Source organism: Duganella sp. CY15W, from assembly GCF_009857555.1.
Classification (GTDB): Bacteria; Pseudomonadota; Gammaproteobacteria; order Burkholderiales; family Burkholderiaceae_D; genus Rugamonas; species Rugamonas sacchari.
The window spans coordinates 110143-127333 of record NZ_WWCQ01000004.1 but is presented as its reverse complement, the minus strand read 5'-3'; the positions used below and the strand labels follow the sequence as shown (position 1 = coordinate 127333).

The 17191-nt window shown below is 62.2% G+C and carries 15 protein-coding genes; 10 read left to right on the top strand and 5 right to left on the bottom strand.

What is annotated here, in order from left to right; all coding sequences use genetic code 11:
* The first annotated feature begins 10 nt into the window (after positions 1–10).
* The 3 genes from GTP58_RS20605 (at position 11) to GTP58_RS20595 (ending at position 4374) form a co-directional block, all read left to right on the top strand.
* Positions 11–1237: a Zn-dependent hydrolase gene (locus GTP58_RS20605; RefSeq protein ID WP_161079042.1), complete on the top strand. Its 1227-nt coding sequence runs from the start codon at positions 11–13 to the stop codon at positions 1235–1237.
* Between the two features lie 69 nt (positions 1238–1306).
* Positions 1307–2983, top strand: coding sequence for a bifunctional diguanylate cyclase/phosphodiesterase (locus GTP58_RS20600; RefSeq protein WP_161079041.1), 1677 nt, complete (start codon positions 1307–1309; stop codon positions 2981–2983).
* Entirely contained in the window at positions 2983–4374 is a 1392-nt protein-coding gene (locus tag GTP58_RS20595) for a tetratricopeptide repeat protein (protein ID WP_161079040.1), read from the top strand. The genes GTP58_RS20600 and GTP58_RS20595 overlap by 1 nt, the downstream gene beginning before the upstream one ends.
* Here the strand turns inward: GTP58_RS20595 and GTP58_RS20590 are convergent.
* Entirely contained in the window at positions 4322–5215 is an 894-nt protein-coding gene (locus GTP58_RS20590; protein ID WP_161079039.1) for an SDR family oxidoreductase, read from the bottom strand. The two genes, GTP58_RS20595 and GTP58_RS20590, sit on opposite strands and share 53 nt — an antisense overlap.
* A gap of 98 nt (positions 5216–5313) precedes the next feature.
* Between GTP58_RS20590 and GTP58_RS20585 the strand changes: the two genes are divergently transcribed.
* On the top strand, positions 5314–6225 hold the full coding sequence (locus tag GTP58_RS20585) for an AraC family transcriptional regulator (RefSeq protein ID WP_161079038.1): 912 nt from the start codon (positions 5314–5316) through the stop codon (positions 6223–6225).
* Here GTP58_RS20585 and GTP58_RS20580 read toward each other — a convergent pair.
* Both GTP58_RS20580 and GTP58_RS20575 read right to left on the bottom strand, forming a co-directional pair.
* Positions 6213–7961 (bottom strand): allantoate amidohydrolase, encoded by a 1749-nt coding sequence (locus GTP58_RS20580; RefSeq protein WP_161079037.1) that lies wholly within the window; start codon positions 7959–7961, stop codon positions 6213–6215. The genes GTP58_RS20585 and GTP58_RS20580 overlap by 13 nt on opposite strands.
* A 69-nt stretch (positions 7962–8030) precedes the next feature.
* Entirely contained in the window at positions 8031–8969 is a 939-nt protein-coding gene (locus tag GTP58_RS20575; protein ID WP_161079036.1) for a LysR substrate-binding domain-containing protein, read from the bottom strand.
* Positions 8970–9086: 117 nt separating this feature from the next.
* On the opposite strand from GTP58_RS20575, the gene GTP58_RS20570 reads away from it, so the two are divergent.
* Genes GTP58_RS20570 through GTP58_RS20560 form a run of 3 tightly spaced genes read left to right on the top strand, consistent with a single transcriptional unit; the run spans position 9087 to position 11987 of the window.
* A complete protein-coding gene (locus GTP58_RS20570) occupies positions 9087–10295 on the top strand; it encodes a urate hydroxylase PuuD (protein ID WP_161079035.1) in 1209 nt (402 codons plus the stop codon).
* A gap of 11 nt (positions 10296–10306) precedes the next feature.
* Positions 10307–11536: a M20/M25/M40 family metallo-hydrolase gene (locus GTP58_RS20565; RefSeq protein ID WP_161079034.1), complete on the top strand. Its 1230-nt coding sequence runs from the start codon at positions 10307–10309 to the stop codon at positions 11534–11536.
* 1 nt (position 11537) lies between these two features.
* On the top strand, positions 11538–11987 hold the full coding sequence (locus GTP58_RS20560; RefSeq protein WP_161079033.1) for a thioesterase family protein: 450 nt from the start codon (positions 11538–11540) through the stop codon (positions 11985–11987).
* Positions 11988–12003: 16 nt separating this feature from the next.
* Here the strand turns inward: GTP58_RS20560 and GTP58_RS20555 are convergent, their stop codons facing one another.
* Positions 12004–12723 (bottom strand): ABC transporter substrate-binding protein, encoded by a 720-nt coding sequence (locus GTP58_RS20555; protein ID WP_161079032.1) that lies wholly within the window; start codon positions 12721–12723, stop codon positions 12004–12006.
* Between the two features lie 104 nt (positions 12724–12827).
* Between GTP58_RS20555 and GTP58_RS20550 the strand changes: the two genes are divergently transcribed.
* Genes GTP58_RS20550 through GTP58_RS20540 form a run of 3 tightly spaced genes read left to right on the top strand, consistent with a single transcriptional unit; the run spans position 12828 to position 16298 of the window.
* A complete protein-coding gene (locus GTP58_RS20550; RefSeq protein WP_161079031.1) occupies positions 12828–14096 on the top strand; it encodes a paraquat-inducible protein A in 1269 nt (422 codons plus the stop codon).
* Positions 14089–15711: an intermembrane transport protein PqiB gene (locus GTP58_RS20545; RefSeq protein WP_161079030.1), complete on the top strand. Its 1623-nt coding sequence runs from the start codon at positions 14089–14091 to the stop codon at positions 15709–15711. The genes GTP58_RS20550 and GTP58_RS20545 overlap by 8 nt, the downstream gene beginning before the upstream one ends.
* A complete protein-coding gene (locus GTP58_RS20540; protein WP_161079029.1) occupies positions 15708–16298 on the top strand; it encodes a membrane integrity-associated transporter subunit PqiC in 591 nt (196 codons plus the stop codon). The genes GTP58_RS20545 and GTP58_RS20540 overlap by 4 nt, the downstream gene beginning before the upstream one ends.
* Here the strand turns inward: GTP58_RS20540 and GTP58_RS20535 are convergent.
* Complete coding sequence (locus GTP58_RS20535) at positions 16287–17126, bottom strand: class I SAM-dependent methyltransferase (protein ID WP_161079028.1); 840 nt, start codon at positions 17124–17126, stop codon at positions 16287–16289. The genes GTP58_RS20540 and GTP58_RS20535 overlap by 12 nt on opposite strands.
* Positions 17127–17191 lie beyond the last annotated feature (65 nt).

Below are 17191 nucleotides of genomic sequence, written 5' to 3'. Positions count from 1 at the left end.
GGAGTCAAAGATGAAAATTAATGGTGACCGCCTGTGGGCATCGCTGATGGAACTGGCCAAAATCGGCGCAACGGAAAAGGGCGGCGTGAAACGCCTGGCGCTGACGGACCTCGACAAGCAGGGCCGTGATCTGGTCGTCGGCTGGGCCAGGGAGGCTGGCCTGTCCATCACGATCGACCAGATCGGCAATGTCTTCATGCGCCGCGATGGCACGAACAACGCGCTGCCGCCCGTGATGACGGGTAGCCATATCGATACGCAGCCGACCGGCGGCAAGTTCGATGGCAATTACGGCGTACTGGCCGGCCTTGAGGTGGTGCGTACGCTCAACGATCTCAAAATCAAAACCGAGGCGCCGATTGAAGTCGCCTTCTGGACCAATGAAGAAGGCTCGCGCTTCGTGCCGGTGATGATGGGCTCTGGCGTCTTCTGTGGCGCGTTCAGTCTGGAGACTGCTTACGCTGCGCGCGATGTTGACGGAAAGTCGGTCGGCGAAGAACTGGAGCGCATCGGCTACAAAGGTCCGCAAGTGCCCGGCGATCATCCCATCGGCGCTTATTTTGAAACACACATCGAGCAAGGGCCGGTGCTGGAGGATGCCGACAAGGTCATCGGCGTGGTGCCTGCGGTGATGGGTCTTTCGTGGTACGACTGCGTGGTCACCGGCATGGAGGCGCACGCAGGTCCCACGCCGATGCATCTGCGCAAAGACGCGCTGCAAGTCTCGACCAGGATCATGCAGGAAGTCGTCGCCATCGCCAACCGTTATCCGCCCTATGGCCGTGGCACGGTGGGCATGGTGCAGCTGTTCCCGAACAGCCGCAACGTCATTCCGGGCGAAGTCAAATTCAGTATCGACCTGCGCAACGTGAACGATGAACTGCTCAACACCATGCATGGCGAGATGCTGGCCTTTATCGACAAGACCCGCAGCGAAACGGGCTTGAAGATTTCGATTGAGCGCGTGTCGTATTATCCGCCTTGCCCGTTCCATCCCGAGTGCGTGGAAGCGGTGCGCAACGCCACCGCCAAACTGGGTTACTCGACCATGGATGTGGTGTCCGGCGCTGGCCATGACGCCATCTATGCGGCGCGCCTGGCGCCAGCGGGCATGATCTTCGTGCCCTGCAAGGATGGCATCAGCCATAACGAAATCGAGGACGCCAAGGCCGAACACCTTGAGGCGGGATGCAATGTCCTCCTGCACGCGATGCTGGAGCGCGCACGCGTGGTGTGATGAGCGTTTGACCGCAGCACAGCCGGAGCGCATACTGTTTGCTCAGATCAGAGCGCACCGGCTACCAACATGCAAGGACCACACGAATCTCATGCGGAAGCGCTGCAGGCAGCTGTCCTGACGGCCACGCTGGAAAGCATCTCGGATGCAGTCCTGATGCTGGGCCATCACTGGGAAATCCGCTACATGAACGGCAACGCCGAGCGGCTGACCAAGGTGAAACGCGGTGAAGTCACTGGCCGCAGCGTGTGGGACGTGTTCCCGGAAGCGGTGGGTGGTCCCTACTACCGCGCGTATCACAAAGCCATAGAAACCAATACCCCCGTCACGTTTGAGGAGCACTATGCTCCGCTGGATCTGTGGACCGAAATCCGCGCCTACCCGTCGGAAGAAGGGTTGACCATTTACTTCCGCGATATCAGCGACCGCAAGGCTACCGAAGCGGAGATCCATCGCCTGGCTTTTTACGACAAGCTGACCGGCCTGCCCAACCGCCAGCTGCTGCTGGACCGCATGGAGCACGCGCTGGCCCTGGGCCGGCGTACCGGCCGCGTGGGCGCCACCTTGTTCATCGATCTGGATAACTTCAAGAATATCAACGACACGCGCGGCCATGACAAGGGCGACACGCTGCTGCAACTGGTGGCGGACCGCTTGAACGATGCCGTGCGCAGTTGCGATACCGTGGCGCGTTTTGGTGGCGACGAGTTTGTGGTGCTGTTGGAAGACCTGGGCGCCAGTGCGGAGGCGCAGGCGCACGAGATTTCGTCCAAGCTGCTAATGGCATTTCATGCACCGTTTGAGGTGGCGGGCACGGAGCACTACACCTCGGCCAGCATCGGCGTCGCACTGTTTGGCCGCGAGACGGCGGGCATCGAGGAGATATTGCAGCGTGCCGACCTGGCGATGTATCAGGCCAAGGCAGCCGGCCGCAGCGCCATCTGTTTCTTTGATCCGGTGATGCAGTCGCGGGTATCGGCACGTGCGGCGATGGAGGCTGACTTGCGCCGGGCGTTGGCCAATCAGGAATTTGAACTGCATTATCAGCCACTGGCGGGAATGACGCGGGAGCTGGCCGGCGTGGAAGCACTGGTCCGCTGGCGCCATCCAGAGCGTGGCCTGATTTCTCCGGTTGAATTCATCCCGGTCGCGGAAGACACCAACATGATACTGCCGCTCGGACGCTGGGTGCTGACGGAGGCCTGCCGTCTGCTGGCACGCTGGGCGAGCGATCAGCGTACCGCTTCGCTGGAGATGGCCGTCAATGTCAGCGCCATCCAGTTTCACCGGCCTGACTTTGTCGAGCAGGTGCTGGCGGCACTGTCGCAGACTGGCGCGCGGCCTGACCGGCTGCGGCTTGAACTGACCGAAAGCCTGTTGCTCAAGGACGTGGAAGGTACGGTGGGGAAGATGCAGCGCCTGCGCGCGGCAGGTGTGCGCTTTGCAGTCGATGATTTCGGCACAGGCTATTCGTCGCTATCCTATCTGCACCGGCTGCCGATATCCCAGCTCAAGATCGACCGCTCCTTCATCTGGGACGCCTCAAAGGGCGGCCACGGCGCCGCCATTGTCCGCATGATTGTCGCGCTGGGTAAGACGCTGGAGATGTCGGTGCTGGCGGAGGGGGTGGAGACGGCCGAACAGCTGGCATTTGTCACGGAAGAAGGCTGCTATTATTATCAAGGCTATTTGTTCAGCAAACCGCTGCCGCACAACGAACTGGTGGCGTTCATCGCACGTTATTGATGCATACCGATTCCCAGCAAGCCTATCTCGACGCAAACCACCATATGGCCGCAGGCGACTTTGCCGCTGCGGAGGACTGTTATCTGCAAGCGTTGGCGCTACAGCCATGGCATGCCGCAGCGCGCGCCAATCTGGGGTTTCTCAAGGAGCAGCAGGGCGCCAATGCGGAAGCGGAGTTCCACTATCGCCAGGCGATAGCGCTGATGCCGGATCACGCGCAGCTGCACCAGAATCTGGGCGCATTGCTGTTGAAGGAAAAGCGTTTTGCCGAAGCTGAACTGGCGATGCGAACCACCATTGAGCTGGAGCCTGAGTCGCCTTCGGCATGGAGCCAGCTGGGCGTGCTGATGGTGTGTACGCATCGGGAAGCTGAAGGAGAGGCCTGCTACCGGCAGGCGCTTGCGCTGGACCCGCAGCATGCGCGTGCGCAGTTCAACCTGAGCTATCTGCTGTTAAGACAGGCGCGCTTTGAAGAAGGCTGGCGCATGCTGGAAGCGCGCTGGCAATTCGATCAGTTCCCGCTGTCGTTTGACTGTCCCTTCTGGGAGGGCGAACCGCTGGATGGCAAGTCCATCGTGTTGGGTCTGGAAGCTGGGCATGGCGACATGATTCATTTCTGCCGCTACGTGCCGCAGCTAAAGGCGCGCGGTGCTGCCCGTGTCGATGTGGTGTGCCATCCGGGTCTCGTACGCTTGCTGGCCACGCTGCCTGGCGTCGATCAGGTGCATGCGCTGGGCGAGACATTGCCGGATGCCTGGGATTACTGGACGCGTCCCATGCGTCTGCCCGGCTTGTTCCATACCGCGATGAGCACCATTCCGGCCGACGTGCCTTACCTGCACGCTGAACCGGATCTGGTGGAACATTGGCGCGAAGTGCTGCCACAGGGCGGCTTGCGCGTTGGCCTGGCGTGGCGCGGCAATGTCAATTTCGAGAACGATGCCGACCGCTCGTTGCCGTCGCTGATGGCGCTCGCGCCGCTGGCTGCGGCAAACGGCGTGGACTTCGTCAGTTTGCAAAAAGGCCCCGGTGAGGAAGAGGCCTTGATGCCGCCGTCCGGCATGGCGCTGCATGCCGTCGGTCCGCAGTTGGCGGATTTTGCGGAGACGGCGGCAGTAATCGCCAGCCTCGACCTGGTCATCAGCGTGGATACCGCTGTGGCACATCTGGCGGGGGCATTGGGCAAGCCGTGCTGGCTGCTGCTGCCCGATTATCGCTGCGACTGGCGCTGGATGGCCGGCCGTGACGATACACCATGGTATCCGTCCATGCGCCTGTTCCGCCAGCCGCGTAACGGCGGCTGGGCGCCAGTGATCGCCGACGTGGCAGCGGCGCTGCTCAGCCTTGGAAGTAGTGCTGCGCCATATCCTCGATCAGCGCCAGGCCAGTAGGCGACCAGCCCAGCTGCTGCTGCGTCAGCGTGCTATCTGCCGGGCAGTCGGCAGCGAAAAAGCGTCCCAGGAAACCAAAGTGGTCCGCCGCTTCGGCAGGGGCAACGCTGACCACCGGCAGATTCAAACCCTTGCCGATAGCCGCCGCGATATCGCGCGTGGCGATGCCTTGTTCAGCGACTGCATGATAGCGCTTGCCTGCAACGCCAAGTTCCAGCGCCAGGCGATATAGCCGCGCCGCGTCGAAGCGGTGCACTGCCGGCCAGCGGTTCCGGCCTTCGCCGATGTAGGCCGACACACCTTTGGCGCGGGCGATATCGACCAGGCGCGGTACGAAGCCGTAATCGCCATCACCATGCACCGATGGCGGCAGGCGTACCAGCGTGGCCCGTACGCCGCGCTCCACTAACGACAGCGTCTGTGCCTCCGACGCTGTGCGATGCTGCGCCGGGCCTTGCGGATCGGGACCATCGTTCTCGCTGCCGTTGACGCCGTGCTTCAGCAAGGCGCTGGCGGAGGTCGTGACCAATGGCTTGCCGGTGGCGGCCAGTGCATCGCCCATGGCAGCGATGGCGGCGCGGTCGGTTTCGCCAGCGGCGTTGAAGTCCTTGAAGTCGTGGATGAAGGCAGTGTGGATCACGCCATCGCAGGTGCGGGCGCCGGCGACCAGGCTGTCCAGGTCCGACAGCTCGCCGCGATGCACGGCGATGCCGCGGCGTGCCAGCGTTTCTGCTCCCTCATCCGTGCGGGCCATGCCCAGAACTTCGTGGCCTGCGCCCAGTAATTCCTGAATGACGGCCGAACCTACCCAGCCGGTTGCTCCTGTTACGAATACTTTCATTGCATATCTCCTTGGTTGGATGATGTACATGATAGGGTGCGGAAATCAGACGATCAATGCTGTAGAATCCGTACTTTCTTTGTATTCGTCCTGAAATCATGGATCCACTATCAGACGTGCTGTCGCTGCTGAAGCCGCGCAGCTATATGGCGGGCGGCTTTGATGCTGCCGGTGACTGGGCGCTGCAGTTCCATCGCCCGGAGGGCATCAAGTGCTACGCCGTGGTGAACGGCGAGTGCTGGCTGGCGGTGGAGGATGTGGCAGAACCGGTGCGCCTGAAAGCCGGTGACTGCTTCCTGCTGCCGCGCGGCCGTGCATTCCGCCTCGCCAGCGATCTGTCCCTGCCGCCCGTGAATGCGCTGGATCTGCTGCACCGGCGGCGTGTGGGCGGCATCGGCATCATCAACGATGGCGGCGGCTGCATGATCGTCGGCGGCCACTTTGTTTTCCATGGCAAGCACACCAGCGTGCTGCTGGAGGCGTTGCCGCCCATCGCCCACGTGCACAAGGATACGGACCGCGAAACGCTGCGCTGGTCGCTGCAGCGCCTGGCGGCCGAGCTGCGCGAGCAGCGGCCCGGCCATGTGCTGATCGCGCAGCACATGGCGCACATGATGCTGGTGCAGGCTTTACGTCTGGTGATGGCGGAGGCGGAGGGCAGTGGTGTGGGCTGGCTGTATGCGCTGGCCGATCCGCAGATCGGTGGCGCCATTGGCGCGCTGCATGCGGAGCCCGCGCAGCGCTGGACGCTGGAGAGTCTGGCGCAGCATGTCGGAATGTCGCGCTCCACATTGGCCCTGAAGTTCAAGCAGACCGTCGGCACCTCGCCGATGGAATACCTGACGCGCTGGCGCATGCTGCTGGCGGGCGACCGGCTGGTGCATTCGAACCAGCCGGTGTCGGCGATCTCGCAAGCACTGGGCTATGAATCGGACAGCGCTTTCAGTACAGCCTTCAAGCGCGTGATGGGATGCTCGCCGCGCCAGTACGTGCGCGATCAGGCGGCGTAGCTGCGCAGGAAGTCCAGCAGCACGCGGGCGGCGATATCGGCATCGTCAGCCGTCATGGTCTCCAGCGGATTGTGGCTGATGCCGCCGTTGCCGCAGCGCGTGAACAGCATGGCGACATCGGTGATGGCGGCCATGGCCATCGCGTCGTGGCCGGCGCCGGACAAGAGATCGAAGCGCGGCAGGTCGGCACGTTCTATCGCAGCGCCGAATTGCTGCATCAGGCGCGCTGCACATGGCGCCGCGCTGGCATCGACGATCTGCTCGATGCTGCATTCGATCTGACGGCGTGCGCAAATAGCGGCGATGCCGTCCAGTACATCCTTCACTGCTGCGAGACGCACAGCGTCGTCGGCCGCGCGGATATCCAGCGACAGCTTGCAGGCGCCGGGAATCACGTTGACCGAACCTCCAGGCACTTGCAACTGACCGACCGTGCCGACCAGCGAGGGCGCTTGCGCACAGCGCTGTTCAACCAGCAGCACGATCTCCGCCGCCGCAGCAGCAGCGTCTTTGCGCATGCTCATTGGCGTGGTGCCGGCGTGGCTGGCCAGGCCGGTAAGATCGACCAGGTAGCGCGAGCTGCCGGCAATGGCGGTGACCACGCCCAGCGCCAGATCACGCTGCAGCAGCACGGGGCCTTGTTCGATGTGAACTTCCACAAAACCCAGCAGGTCAGCCGGATTGCGGGCAATCGCGGGAATACGCGCGACATCGTGGCCGGCAGCCAGCAGCGCATCGCGCATGCTGACGCCATCGGCGTCCGTCTGGTCCAGCAGCGACAGGTCAAAGTGGCCGGTAATAGCGGTGCTGCCGAGGAAGGTGCTCTTGAAGCGTACGCCTTCTTCCTCTGCAAAGCCGATGATCTCCAGATTGAACGGCAGCTTTTCGCCGCGCGCATGCAGGCTGCGCACAATGGCGACCGGCAGCAGAATGCCGAGGCGACCGTCGTACTTGCCGCCGTTACGCACGGTGTCGTAGTGCGAGCCGGTTATCAGCGTTTTGGCGTTTGCCGCGTCGGAATGGTAGACGCCGACCACATTGCCGACGGCATCGATGTGCGCGTCCATGCCGGCTTCGCGCATCCAGTCCAGCAGCTGGGCAGCCGTCTTGCGGTGCGCCGGTGTCATGTAGGCGCAGGTCAGTGCGTCCTCGTCGTCGCTCCATGCGCCGATCGTCTCGCACCATTGCATGATGGTGGGGCCGAATTCCAGCTGCACGGCCAGCAGGTCGTTGATGCGGATTTCGGCGATGCGTTTGATCTGGCGTAGGCACTCGGCGATTTCATCGGCGCGCTGGTTTTTCAGGCGGCGCGTAAAGGTGGCGATCACGCTCTGGCGCGTCAGGCCTTGTCCGGTGGGGCCTTTGACGGCGAGGATGAAGGGGAATCCGAATCTGGCGTTGTAGTCCGCATTCAACTGGTGCAGCGTGGCGAATTCCTCCGCACTGCAAAGGTGCAGCCCCGACCTGGCTTGTTCGCTGGTCGATTCCGCCGTCAGCTGGCCGGCCACCGCAGCTTTGCCTGCCAGTTCGGGGTGGGCGCGGATCAGGCCCAGTTGTTCATCCAGCGTGGCGTTGCTGACTACAGTCTGCATGGCCTGCTTCAATGCGGTGACGCTGTTGAATGGCCGTTGTGCGGCAGCGCGTTCCGGTATCCACGGCGAATGCTCGTAGATGCCGCGCAGGCGTTCAACGAAGGTGGCGGCGTCGCAGCTATTGAGGTCGGAGAGTGTCATCATAAGCTCCATCATATCGTGCCAGCGCCGCCGCAATATATGCGGTATGCCGTAAGGTTTATATCATTGCGCTTACTTCTGCGCCAGCGACTTGGCGGCGGCGGCGACCTGGTCGCGCAGCCATTTGTGTTCGGGCGCCTGATGCACGCGTTCATGCCACAACTGGTAGAAGCGCATGGCCGGGAATTTCACCGGCACCGTGTAGGTCTTCAACGGCATCTGCTTTTCATAGTGGCGCACGAACTGGCTGCCGGTGGTCAGTACCAGGTCGGTCTGCGCCAGCATATTCGGGATCAGGCCAAAGTACGCCGACTCGACCACCACGTTGCGCTGCAAGCCCTGGCGCTCGAGGTAATCATCGATGACGCCGAGGTAGCCGGGCAGGATCTGCGTGGGCGCCACATGCGGCAGCGTGAGGTAATCGTCCATGGTCATCTTGTCGCTGGCGGTGCGCAGCGCATACGGGCAGTCGGCGCGCATCACGCAGATGATGGGGTCCTCGAACAGCTTGGACATGTGCAGATGCTCGGGCGGCTCGTCCCAGTTGGCGATGACCAGGTCCATGTCGCCATCGGACAGCAGGCGCACGTAATCGACGCCGGGGCCGAGGCTGTGAATCCTGATGCGGCTATTGGGCGAACCGCGGCGCAGCGCCGCCACCAGGTTGGGCAGGAACTGGCTGTCCAGATAATCCGGCGCGGCGACGTGGAAGGTGCGCGCTTCTTCCTGTGGTACGAAAGGTGCTTTCTTGAGGAAGAGATTCTCGGTTTCGTCGAGAATGCGCTTTGCCGGTGCAAGCAGGCTTTCACCGTGCTGGGTCGGCACCATGCCGCGCGCGCCACGCACCAGCAGCGGATCGCCCGTCAGTTCGCGCAGCTTGCGCAGCGATGCGGAGATCGAAGGCTGCGGCTGATTCAGTTTGAGGGCGACGCGGGAGACGTTCTTCTCCACCAGCAGCAGATAGAGAATGCGGATCAGGTGGAGGTCCAGGTGTTGCGGCAAAGCGGACATGAGCAGACTAATGTTATACGGGATCGGATATGTCTAATATACTCTAATGTTCATGTAGCAGGAATCAAATCCGTTTATCTTCTGTAAATTAGCCACATCTTTGACCTGTCAAATTACATGGAATATCTGATCCCGTACGGCCTTGAGTGGGCAAACCTGCTGGTGCGCTGGCTGCATATCATCACCGGCATCGCCTGGATAGGCGCCTCGTTCTACTTTGTGTGGCTGGACAATTCCATCCGTCCGCCGGCGCCCGGTTCGGAACTGGCAAAGAAGGGTGTATCGGGTGAGCTGTGGGCCGTGCATGGTGGCGGTTTCTATAATCCGCAGAAGTACCTGGTGGCGCCGGCCGAGCTGCCGAAAGAACTGCACTGGTTTAAATGGGAGGCTTACTCCACCTGGCTGTCCGGGATCGCGCTGCTGACCATTGCCTACTACTTCAACGCGCAAGCCATGATGATCGATAAGTCGGTCGCGGACATCAGCAGTTTGCAGGCCGTGGGTATCGGCGTCGGCACGCTGGTGGTCGGCTGGACCGTGTATGACCTGCTGTGCCGCTCGCCGCTGGGCAAGCGCGATGGCTGGTTCGGTGTGGTGATCTTTGCGCTGATCGTGGCGGCGGCTTATGGCCTCACGCACGTGCTGAGCGGACGTGCGGCCTACATCCACATTGGTGCGCTGATCGGCACCATCATGGTGGGCAATGTGCTGATGCTGATTATTCCTGGCCAGCGCAAGATGGTGGAAGCCATGTCGGCCGGCCGCATGCCGGACCCGGTACACGGCCAGAAAGCCAAGCAGCGCAGCGTACACAATAACTACTTCACGCTGCCGGTGCTGTTCATCATGATCAGCAACCACTACGCGATGACTTACCGGAATGACCATGCGTGGCTGGTGCTGGCCTTTATCATGGCGGCCGGCGTCTTCATTCGCCACTTCTTCAATCTGCGCCACAAAGGGCGTGTGGAGTGGCGCTATCCAGCCATCGGCGCGGCGCTGCTGGCTGGTGTCGCGGTGGCGATTGCACCGGCCAAGCCAGTTGCGGTGGCGCCGGCGGCAGATCCGGCGGCGGAATTCGCCAAGGTGAAAACGGTGATCGAGCAGCGCTGCGTGGCGTGCCACTCGGCGCATCCTACGCAGGCCGGTTTTGCCACCGCGCCGCTGGGGGTGACGTTTGACAATGCAGACCAGATTCACCAGGGCGCAGAAAAAATCTACAAGCAGGTAGTGCAGACCAAGGCGATGCCGCTGGCTAACCTGACCAATATGACCGATGCCGAGCGCGCGCAGATCGCTGCGTGGTACGAGGCCGGTGCGAAATGAAGGAACGAGAAATGAACACGAAAGAACAACTGGCGCAGTGGATCGATGCACACTTTGACGAAGAAGTCGGCGTGCTGCAGCAACTGCTGCGCGTGCCGACCGATACGCCACCGGGCAATAATGCGCCGCATGCGGACATGGTGGCGGATCTGGTCAAGACCTATGGCTGGACAGCGGAAAAGCATGCCGTGCCTGAGCAGACCGTGCGCGATTACGGCATGGAGACCATCACCAACCTGATCGTGCGCCGTCCTTACGCGGCGGGTGGTCCGACCGTGGCGCTGAACGCGCATGGTGACGTGGTGCCGCCGGGCGACAACTGGACCTATCCGCCATATGGTGGCGTGGTGGTCGATGGTTATATCTATGGCCGTGCGGCGGCGGTGTCCAAGTGCGACTTTGCGACCTACATCTTTGCCACGCGCGCGCTGGAGGCGCTGGGTGTGCCGCTCAAGGGCGCGCTGGAGCTGCACTTCACGTACGATGAGGAATTCGGCGGCCTGCTTGGGCCGGGCTGGCTGCTTGAGCAAAAGCTGACCAGGCCGGATTATGTGATTGCTGCTGGCTTCAGCTACAACATCGTCACCGCGCACAACGCCTGCCTGCAGCTGGAGATCACGGTACACGGCAAGTCTGGCCACGGTGCGATGCCGGAGACGGGCCACGACGCGCTGCAGGCGGCGACGCGGATACTGAATGCGATCTACGGCCAGCTGCCGGAACTCAAAAAGATCAAATCGAACATCGCCGGCATCGATTCGCCGACCATGCTGGTGGGCCGCATCGACGGCGGTACCAACACCAACGTCGTGCCGGGCAAAGTGGTGCTGAAGATGGACCGCCGCATGATCCCGGAAGAAGATCCGGTGGAAGTGGAAGCGCAGGTGCGTGCGCTGATCGAGCATGCGGTGCAGGGCGTGCCGGGCATTACGCTGGAGATCCGGCGCCTGCTGCTGTCGCACGCACTGCGCGAACGTCCGGGCACGGAAAAGCTGGTGGCCAGCCTCCAGCAGAACGCACAAACCTTCATCGGCGAGACTATCCCGGCGCAGGGCACCCCGCTGTATGCGGATGCGCGCCTGTACGGTGAGCATGGCATTCCGGCGGTGCTGTATGGCGCCGGCCCGCGCACGGTGCCGGAGTCGAATGCCAAGAAGGCCGATGAACGTCTCAATCTGGAAGATCTGCGCAAGGCAACCAAGGTGGTAGCATGCACCTTGGTCGACTTCCTTGGAGCGTGAGATGTTTTCTAAAAAGTTAATGGCTGGCTGGGGCGATATGGACTTCAACAGCCATATGCGCAATACCGCTTTCCTCGACAAATCGGGCGATGTACGCATGCTGTTCCTGTCGGAGCATGGCTTTCCGATGAGTGAATTCATGCGGCTCAATATCGGCCCGGTGGTGATGAAGGACGAAATCGCCTACGTCAAGGAAGTGCTGCTGCTGGAAGAGATCACGGTAACCTTGTCGCTGGCCGGCCTGGCGGAAGACGGCAGCCGCTGGATACTGCGCTCCGACATCATCCGCCCGGACGCCAAGCTGGCCGCGCGCGTGAACAGTACCGGCGGCTGGCTGGACCTGGCCGCCCGCAAGCTGATTGCGCCGCCGCCGGCACTGATGGCGACCTGGCAGAAGCTGGCCAGAACCGACGACTTCCAGGAACTGCCGTCCAGCCTCAAGTCGAAGTAAGGCTTGAGCGGCGCCGTTATTTGGCGCGCAGCAGCTCGCGCTCCAGCTGCTGCGGCACACCTCGGGCGCGCAGGCGGTCCATGGCGGACTTCAAGGTGCGCGCCAGTTTCTCGTTGCCGGCGTTGACGACGATGTAGAGGTCCAGTGCCTCCAGCGGTCCCTGCATGACCAGCGGCGGTACGCGCGCCTTGATGGCAGGGGTGATCGCGCCGGAGTCGAGCAGGCAGGCGTCATCGTGACCACGGATGACGACTTCCACGCAACTGACTGAATCCGGGACATCATGTGGACGCAGGGTCGCCGCCATGCTCTCCAGCCTTTTCTGATAGACGTAGACGCCGCGCCGGTAAGCCACCGAGCGTTGGTGCGCCCCCAGTTGTTCCCAGCTGGCGGATGCGGGAGCGTCAGCCCGCGTGAAAGCGTAGGTGCTGACGGTGATGACCGGGGTATCGACCAGGATGTTGCCGCTCTGGCGCGCAAATCCGGGAACCCTGCCGATGTCGCCGTCCAGCGTACGGTTGGCCAGCATGGCTTGCGAGCGCCGCAAAGGCAGCTCGATTATGGTGCAACGGATCTGCGCCTCCTTGCAGATGGCTTGCATGTGGCGCTGAATGTAGATCATGCCCAGCGAGTCCTCGGGATAGCTGTTGGCGAAGCTGTACACGGGAGCGGCGCTGACAGCTGCAGAACAGGTCAGCACCAGTATTGCCATGGCGCGGCAGGAACGGGCAAGCAAGGACGTCCTCCCGAAAAGAGTTTTGCTTATGTTAGCAGAGTGCCCACGGTTTTAAGCAGCGGAATGACGTATGATGCCGGTTGGATTACAACCTGTCTCCGCCCGTGCATCGATACGATTTAATCAGTTGCCACGATTGCGGCGTGCTGCATCAACGCCGTCCGGTACGCCCGCGCGAAAAAGCGCGTTGCGTGCGCTGCCGCTCGGTCCTGTACCGCGGCATCCATTCGGACGCCAGCCGCATGGCGGCCATCACCATGGGCGCGGTGTTTACCTTCCTGATCGCGCAGTTTTTCCCTATCGTCCAGCTGGAAGTAGGCGGCTACAGCACCAGCGCTACGCTGCTGGGCGCCATCCGCGTGCTGTGGACGGAGCAGATGCAGCTGGTCGCGGCCATCGTCTTCCTGTTCACCATCCTGCTGCCGGCAGTGGAGCTGGGGGCATTGCTGTATGTGACGCTGTCATTGCGAAACGGCGTGCGGCCGCCGGGTTTCGATCACCTGCTGCGGGCTGTGGGGCTGGCCAGGCGCTGGGGCATGACGGAAGTGCTGATGATCGGCATACTCATCACCATCATCAAGATGACCAGTCTGGCCGAAGTGGTGGTGCAGCCAGGCCTGTTCGCTTTTGGCGTGCTGACGCTGATGCTGGCGATCGTGGTGTCTTTCGATCCTAAAATCTTATGGAATATCGGCGAGCATTTGCCGGGGCCGCGCCGGGTGGCGCAGAAGACGTTTCACTATGCGGCGCTGAGCAAGGGCGCGCCGCTGCTGGCCTGCCATAGCTGCGGGCTGGTCGAGTCGCTGAAATACACGGTGCGGCACCAGTACTGCGCACGCTGCGGCGCGCGTCTGCACCGCCGTCATCCGGATAGCGTAGGGCGCACCTGGGCGTTTCTGCTGGCGGCGGCGATCCTGTACATTCCGGCCAACCTGCTGCCCGTGATGTACACGCACTCCCTGTTCGGCAAGGAGGACGACACCATTATCAGCGGCGTTGTATTTTTCTGGACCAGCGGCTCGCCAGGCCTGGCGGCGATTATTTTCGTAGCCAGCATTGTGGTGCCGGTATTGAAGCTGGCGGCGCTGGCGTTGTTGGCGTGGACAGCGCAGCGGCGCTCACGCTGGCGGCCGATGCAGCGTACGGTGTTGTATCGCATCGTGGAGTTTGTCGGCCGCTGGTCGATGCTGGATATTTTCGTCATTACGCTGACGGTGGCGCTGGTGCGCTTCCAGTCGCTGGCGGTGATCACGGCCGGTCCTGGCGCACTGGCGTTTTGCGCGGTGGTGGTGCTGACCATGATCGCGTCTATGCAGTTCGATCCTCGCCTGATCTGGGATCCTATCGATACACATGGAGAGAAGCATGTCTGAAAACGAGAGCGGTACTCCGCCCTTGCCCGAGCCGGATGTGGAGAAGGCCAATCGCTGGCTGCCGTCGCTGGTCTGGCTGATTCCTTTGCTGGCGGCCTTGATCGGTCTGACGCTGGTGGTCAAGATGGTGCTGGATCAGGGACCGACGGTGATCGTCAGCTTCCGCAGCGCGGACGGGCTGGAGCCGGGCAAGACCAAGGTCAAATACAAGGATGTGGACATCGGCCTGGTGCGGTCGATTTCGCTGGAGCGCGATTTGTCGAATGTGCTGGTCACCATCGATATGAGCAAGGAGGCCAAACGCTTCATCGCGGCCGATACGCGCTTCTGGGTGGTCAAGCCGCGTATTGGCGCCAGTGGCGTCTCGGGCCTGAATACGCTGCTGTCGGGTTCCTATATTGGCGTTGATGCGGGCAAGTCGGAGGAAACAAAGACCCAATTCGTCGGGCTGGAAAAGCCGCCGCAAGTGAGCCGCGATGAAAAGGGCACCATGTATACGCTGCGTGGCGATACGCTGGGCTCCATCGACGTCGGATCACCAATCTTCTACCGCCGGATCCAGGTAGGGCAGGTGACGGGCTTTGATCTGGATGAGAAGGGGCGCGGCGTGCAGATGTCGGTGTTTGTCAGCGCGCCGTATGACCAGTATGTCGGGAAAAATACGCGCTGGTGGCATGCCAGTGGTGTGGATGTGCGTCTGGATTCAAATGGCTTCAAGGTCAATACCCAATCGCTGGCGGCGCTGCTGGTGGGCGGGATTGCGTTTGAGTCGGTGAGCGGGCAGAAGCCAGCCACTGTGGCGCCGGCCGGCAGCGAGTTTGCGCTGGCGGCGGATCAGGCCAGTGCGCTACGCGAGCCGGATGGCGTGCCAATTACCACGGTGCTGTATTTCGACCAGTCCTTGCGCGGTTTGTCGCCGGGCGCACCGGTGGACTTTCGCGGCATTGTGATGGGCGAGGTGCGTTCGGTGGGCGTGGAGTTTGATCCGGTGAAGAAGAACTTCCGCATGCCGGTGACGGTGGATATGTATCCAGCACGGCTGGGCCACAGTTTTGCGCAAACCATCGCCAGTGACCACGAACGCAATGCCGGGCCGCTGGTGCTGGAGCGTCTGGTGGCGCGCGGCTTGCGCGGGCAGCTGCGCACGGGGAATCTGCTGACCGGCCAGCTGTATGTGGCGCTGGACTTCTTCCCGAATGCGGCGCCAGCCAAGCTGGATCTGACGCAGGAGGTGGTGGAAGTGCCGACAGTGCCAAACAGCCTGGATGAGTTGCAGACGCAGATTTCGAGCATCGCGCGCAAGCTGGATAAGGTGCCGTTTGAAGACATCGGCAAAAATCTGCGCGATACCCTGAAGAGCGCGAATATTCTGTTCAAGCAGCTGGATGCGCAGGTGGTGCCGGAGATGAAAGACACCCTGGGCGCGGCGCGCAAGACGTTTAGCGAGGCGGATCAGCTGCTGCAGAAAGATTCGCCGGTGCAGTCGGATCTGCGCGAAGCCTTGCAGCAGTTGACGCAGACCTTGCAGTCATTGAATGCGCTGTCGGATTATCTGGAGCGGCATCCGGAATCGCTGATACGCGGGAAGCAGGATAAACGGGAGGAGCGGAAATGATGCGTGCATGCGTTGCGGCTGCTGTGGTGATGCTGGCCGGTTGCGCCAGTGCGCTGCCGGAGCATTTTTATAGTCTCAGTAGCGGCATGGGCGTGGTGCAGGCACCCGCTGCCCGCGCGGCCTATTACATCGAGCTGCCTGCAGTGACGGTACCGCAGCAGGTGGCGCGCAATCAGCTGGTGGTGACGACGGGGACTGGCCGCGTCGATTTGCTGGAGCTGGAACGCTGGGCGTCGTTGCCGGCGTCGGAGATAGGCCAGGCCCTATCGCTGACGATTTCGGGCGAGCTGGGAACGATCGATGTCTTCCGCTCCCCGGTACCGGACAAGGCGCCGGTCTACCGCATCAGCACCAATGTGCAGCGCTTTGAATCTGCGCCGGGACAGTACGCGCTGATTGATGCCGTTTGGAGCGTGCGCCTGGTGGGCAGCACGCAGGTGCTGACTTGCCGCAGCGTGGCGCAGGAGACGGTTGGCGCGGGCTACGATGAACTGGTGGCTGGCCATCGGCGCGCTGTTGCACGCATCGGCGGGGATATCTCCAGGGCCGTAAAAGCACTGGCTGCCGGCGCCAACTCAGGTTGCTGACGCAGCGTCGGCGCGGATCAGCCAGCAGGCGGCGGTGAAGCGGACTTCATCGCCATGCACAAATGGCGCAAAGGCTGCACGTACGGCCGTGATGATTTGCTGGCGCGTTGATTCGTCCAGCTGATCCAGCATGCGACCCAGCTGGCCCATGCGCGTAAAGTAGTCTTGCAGATGCTGCTCCGGCATCGTCAGCAGCAGATCGATGGCACCTATCTCGATGTGCTGCCAGCCGCTTTGTTCCAGTATGGCCTGTACGTGCTGGCGGTCGGCAAACCCGAACTGTCCGGGCGCGCTGGCGGCGCGTGCTGGCGCTGGCGGCAGGAAGGGCGCGGCAGCCTGCTCGGCCATCGTCATGAAGGGATTCTCGGCGGGGCTGCGCCATGCTGCAAGCCGCAGTTTCGCCTGCGAGGTTGCCGCCGTGCGCAGGTTGCGGAATGCGCTTACCGGGTCTTCAAAAAACATGACGCCGAAGCGCGACATCAGGACATCGTAGCTGGCCGGCGTGAATGCGTAGGTCTGGGCGTCTGCGCATATGAAGCTGGCATCGGCGTCAGCGTCAGCGTGTGCATTGGCGGTGGCAATCATCGTGGCGGAGATGTCGATGCCGGTCACGTGACCATGTCCACGCAGGCGCTGCGACAGGGCCAGCGTGGTCGCGCCGGTGCCGCAGCCAATGTCGAGAACATCGGTGGGCGCGCAGGCGCAGACTTCTTCCAGCAGTAGCGCGGTGACCGGCTGGAACAGGTCGTCCAGCACGTCCTTTTTATCTATCCACGCGCGGCCTGCAACGCCGTTCCACAAGGTAGCTTGCTCCTGATTGGTGTCCATAGTGTTCTCTCGCTTGATTTGGGAAAGCAGAGATGGCATTGTTCCACTTGAAGTCAACTTCAAGT

What these genes read in the sequence shown, in the direction of transcription:
- GTP58_RS20605 (WP_161079042.1), top strand. Translation starts at nt 11, where the DNA reads ATGAAAATTAATGGTGACCGCCTGTGGGCATCGCTGATGGAACTGGCC.
- GTP58_RS20600 (WP_161079041.1), top strand. Translation starts at nt 1,307, where the DNA reads ATGCAAGGACCACACGAATCTCATGCGGAAGCGCTGCAGGCAGCTGTC.
- GTP58_RS20595 (WP_161079040.1), top strand. Translation starts at nt 2,983, where the DNA reads ATGCATACCGATTCCCAGCAAGCCTATCTCGACGCAAACCACCATATG.
- GTP58_RS20590 (WP_161079039.1), bottom strand. Translation starts at nt 5,215, where the DNA reads ATGAAAGTATTCGTAACAGGAGCAACCGGCTGGGTAGGTTCGGCCGTC.
- GTP58_RS20585 (WP_161079038.1), top strand. Translation starts at nt 5,314, where the DNA reads ATGGATCCACTATCAGACGTGCTGTCGCTGCTGAAGCCGCGCAGCTAT.
- GTP58_RS20580 (WP_161079037.1), bottom strand. Translation starts at nt 7,961, where the DNA reads ATGATGACACTCTCCGACCTCAATAGCTGCGACGCCGCCACCTTCGTT.
- GTP58_RS20575 (WP_161079036.1), bottom strand. Translation starts at nt 8,969, where the DNA reads ATGTCCGCTTTGCCGCAACACCTGGACCTCCACCTGATCCGCATTCTC.
- GTP58_RS20570 (WP_161079035.1), top strand. Translation starts at nt 9,087, where the DNA reads ATGGAATATCTGATCCCGTACGGCCTTGAGTGGGCAAACCTGCTGGTG.
- GTP58_RS20565 (WP_161079034.1), top strand. Translation starts at nt 10,307, where the DNA reads ATGAACACGAAAGAACAACTGGCGCAGTGGATCGATGCACACTTTGAC.
- GTP58_RS20560 (WP_161079033.1), top strand. Translation starts at nt 11,538, where the DNA reads ATGTTTTCTAAAAAGTTAATGGCTGGCTGGGGCGATATGGACTTCAAC.
- GTP58_RS20545 (WP_161079030.1), top strand. Translation starts at nt 14,089, where the DNA reads ATGTCTGAAAACGAGAGCGGTACTCCGCCCTTGCCCGAGCCGGATGTG.
- GTP58_RS20540 (WP_161079029.1), top strand. Translation starts at nt 15,708, where the DNA reads ATGATGCGTGCATGCGTTGCGGCTGCTGTGGTGATGCTGGCCGGTTGC.
- GTP58_RS20535 (WP_161079028.1), bottom strand. Translation starts at nt 17,126, where the DNA reads ATGGACACCAATCAGGAGCAAGCTACCTTGTGGAACGGCGTTGCAGGC.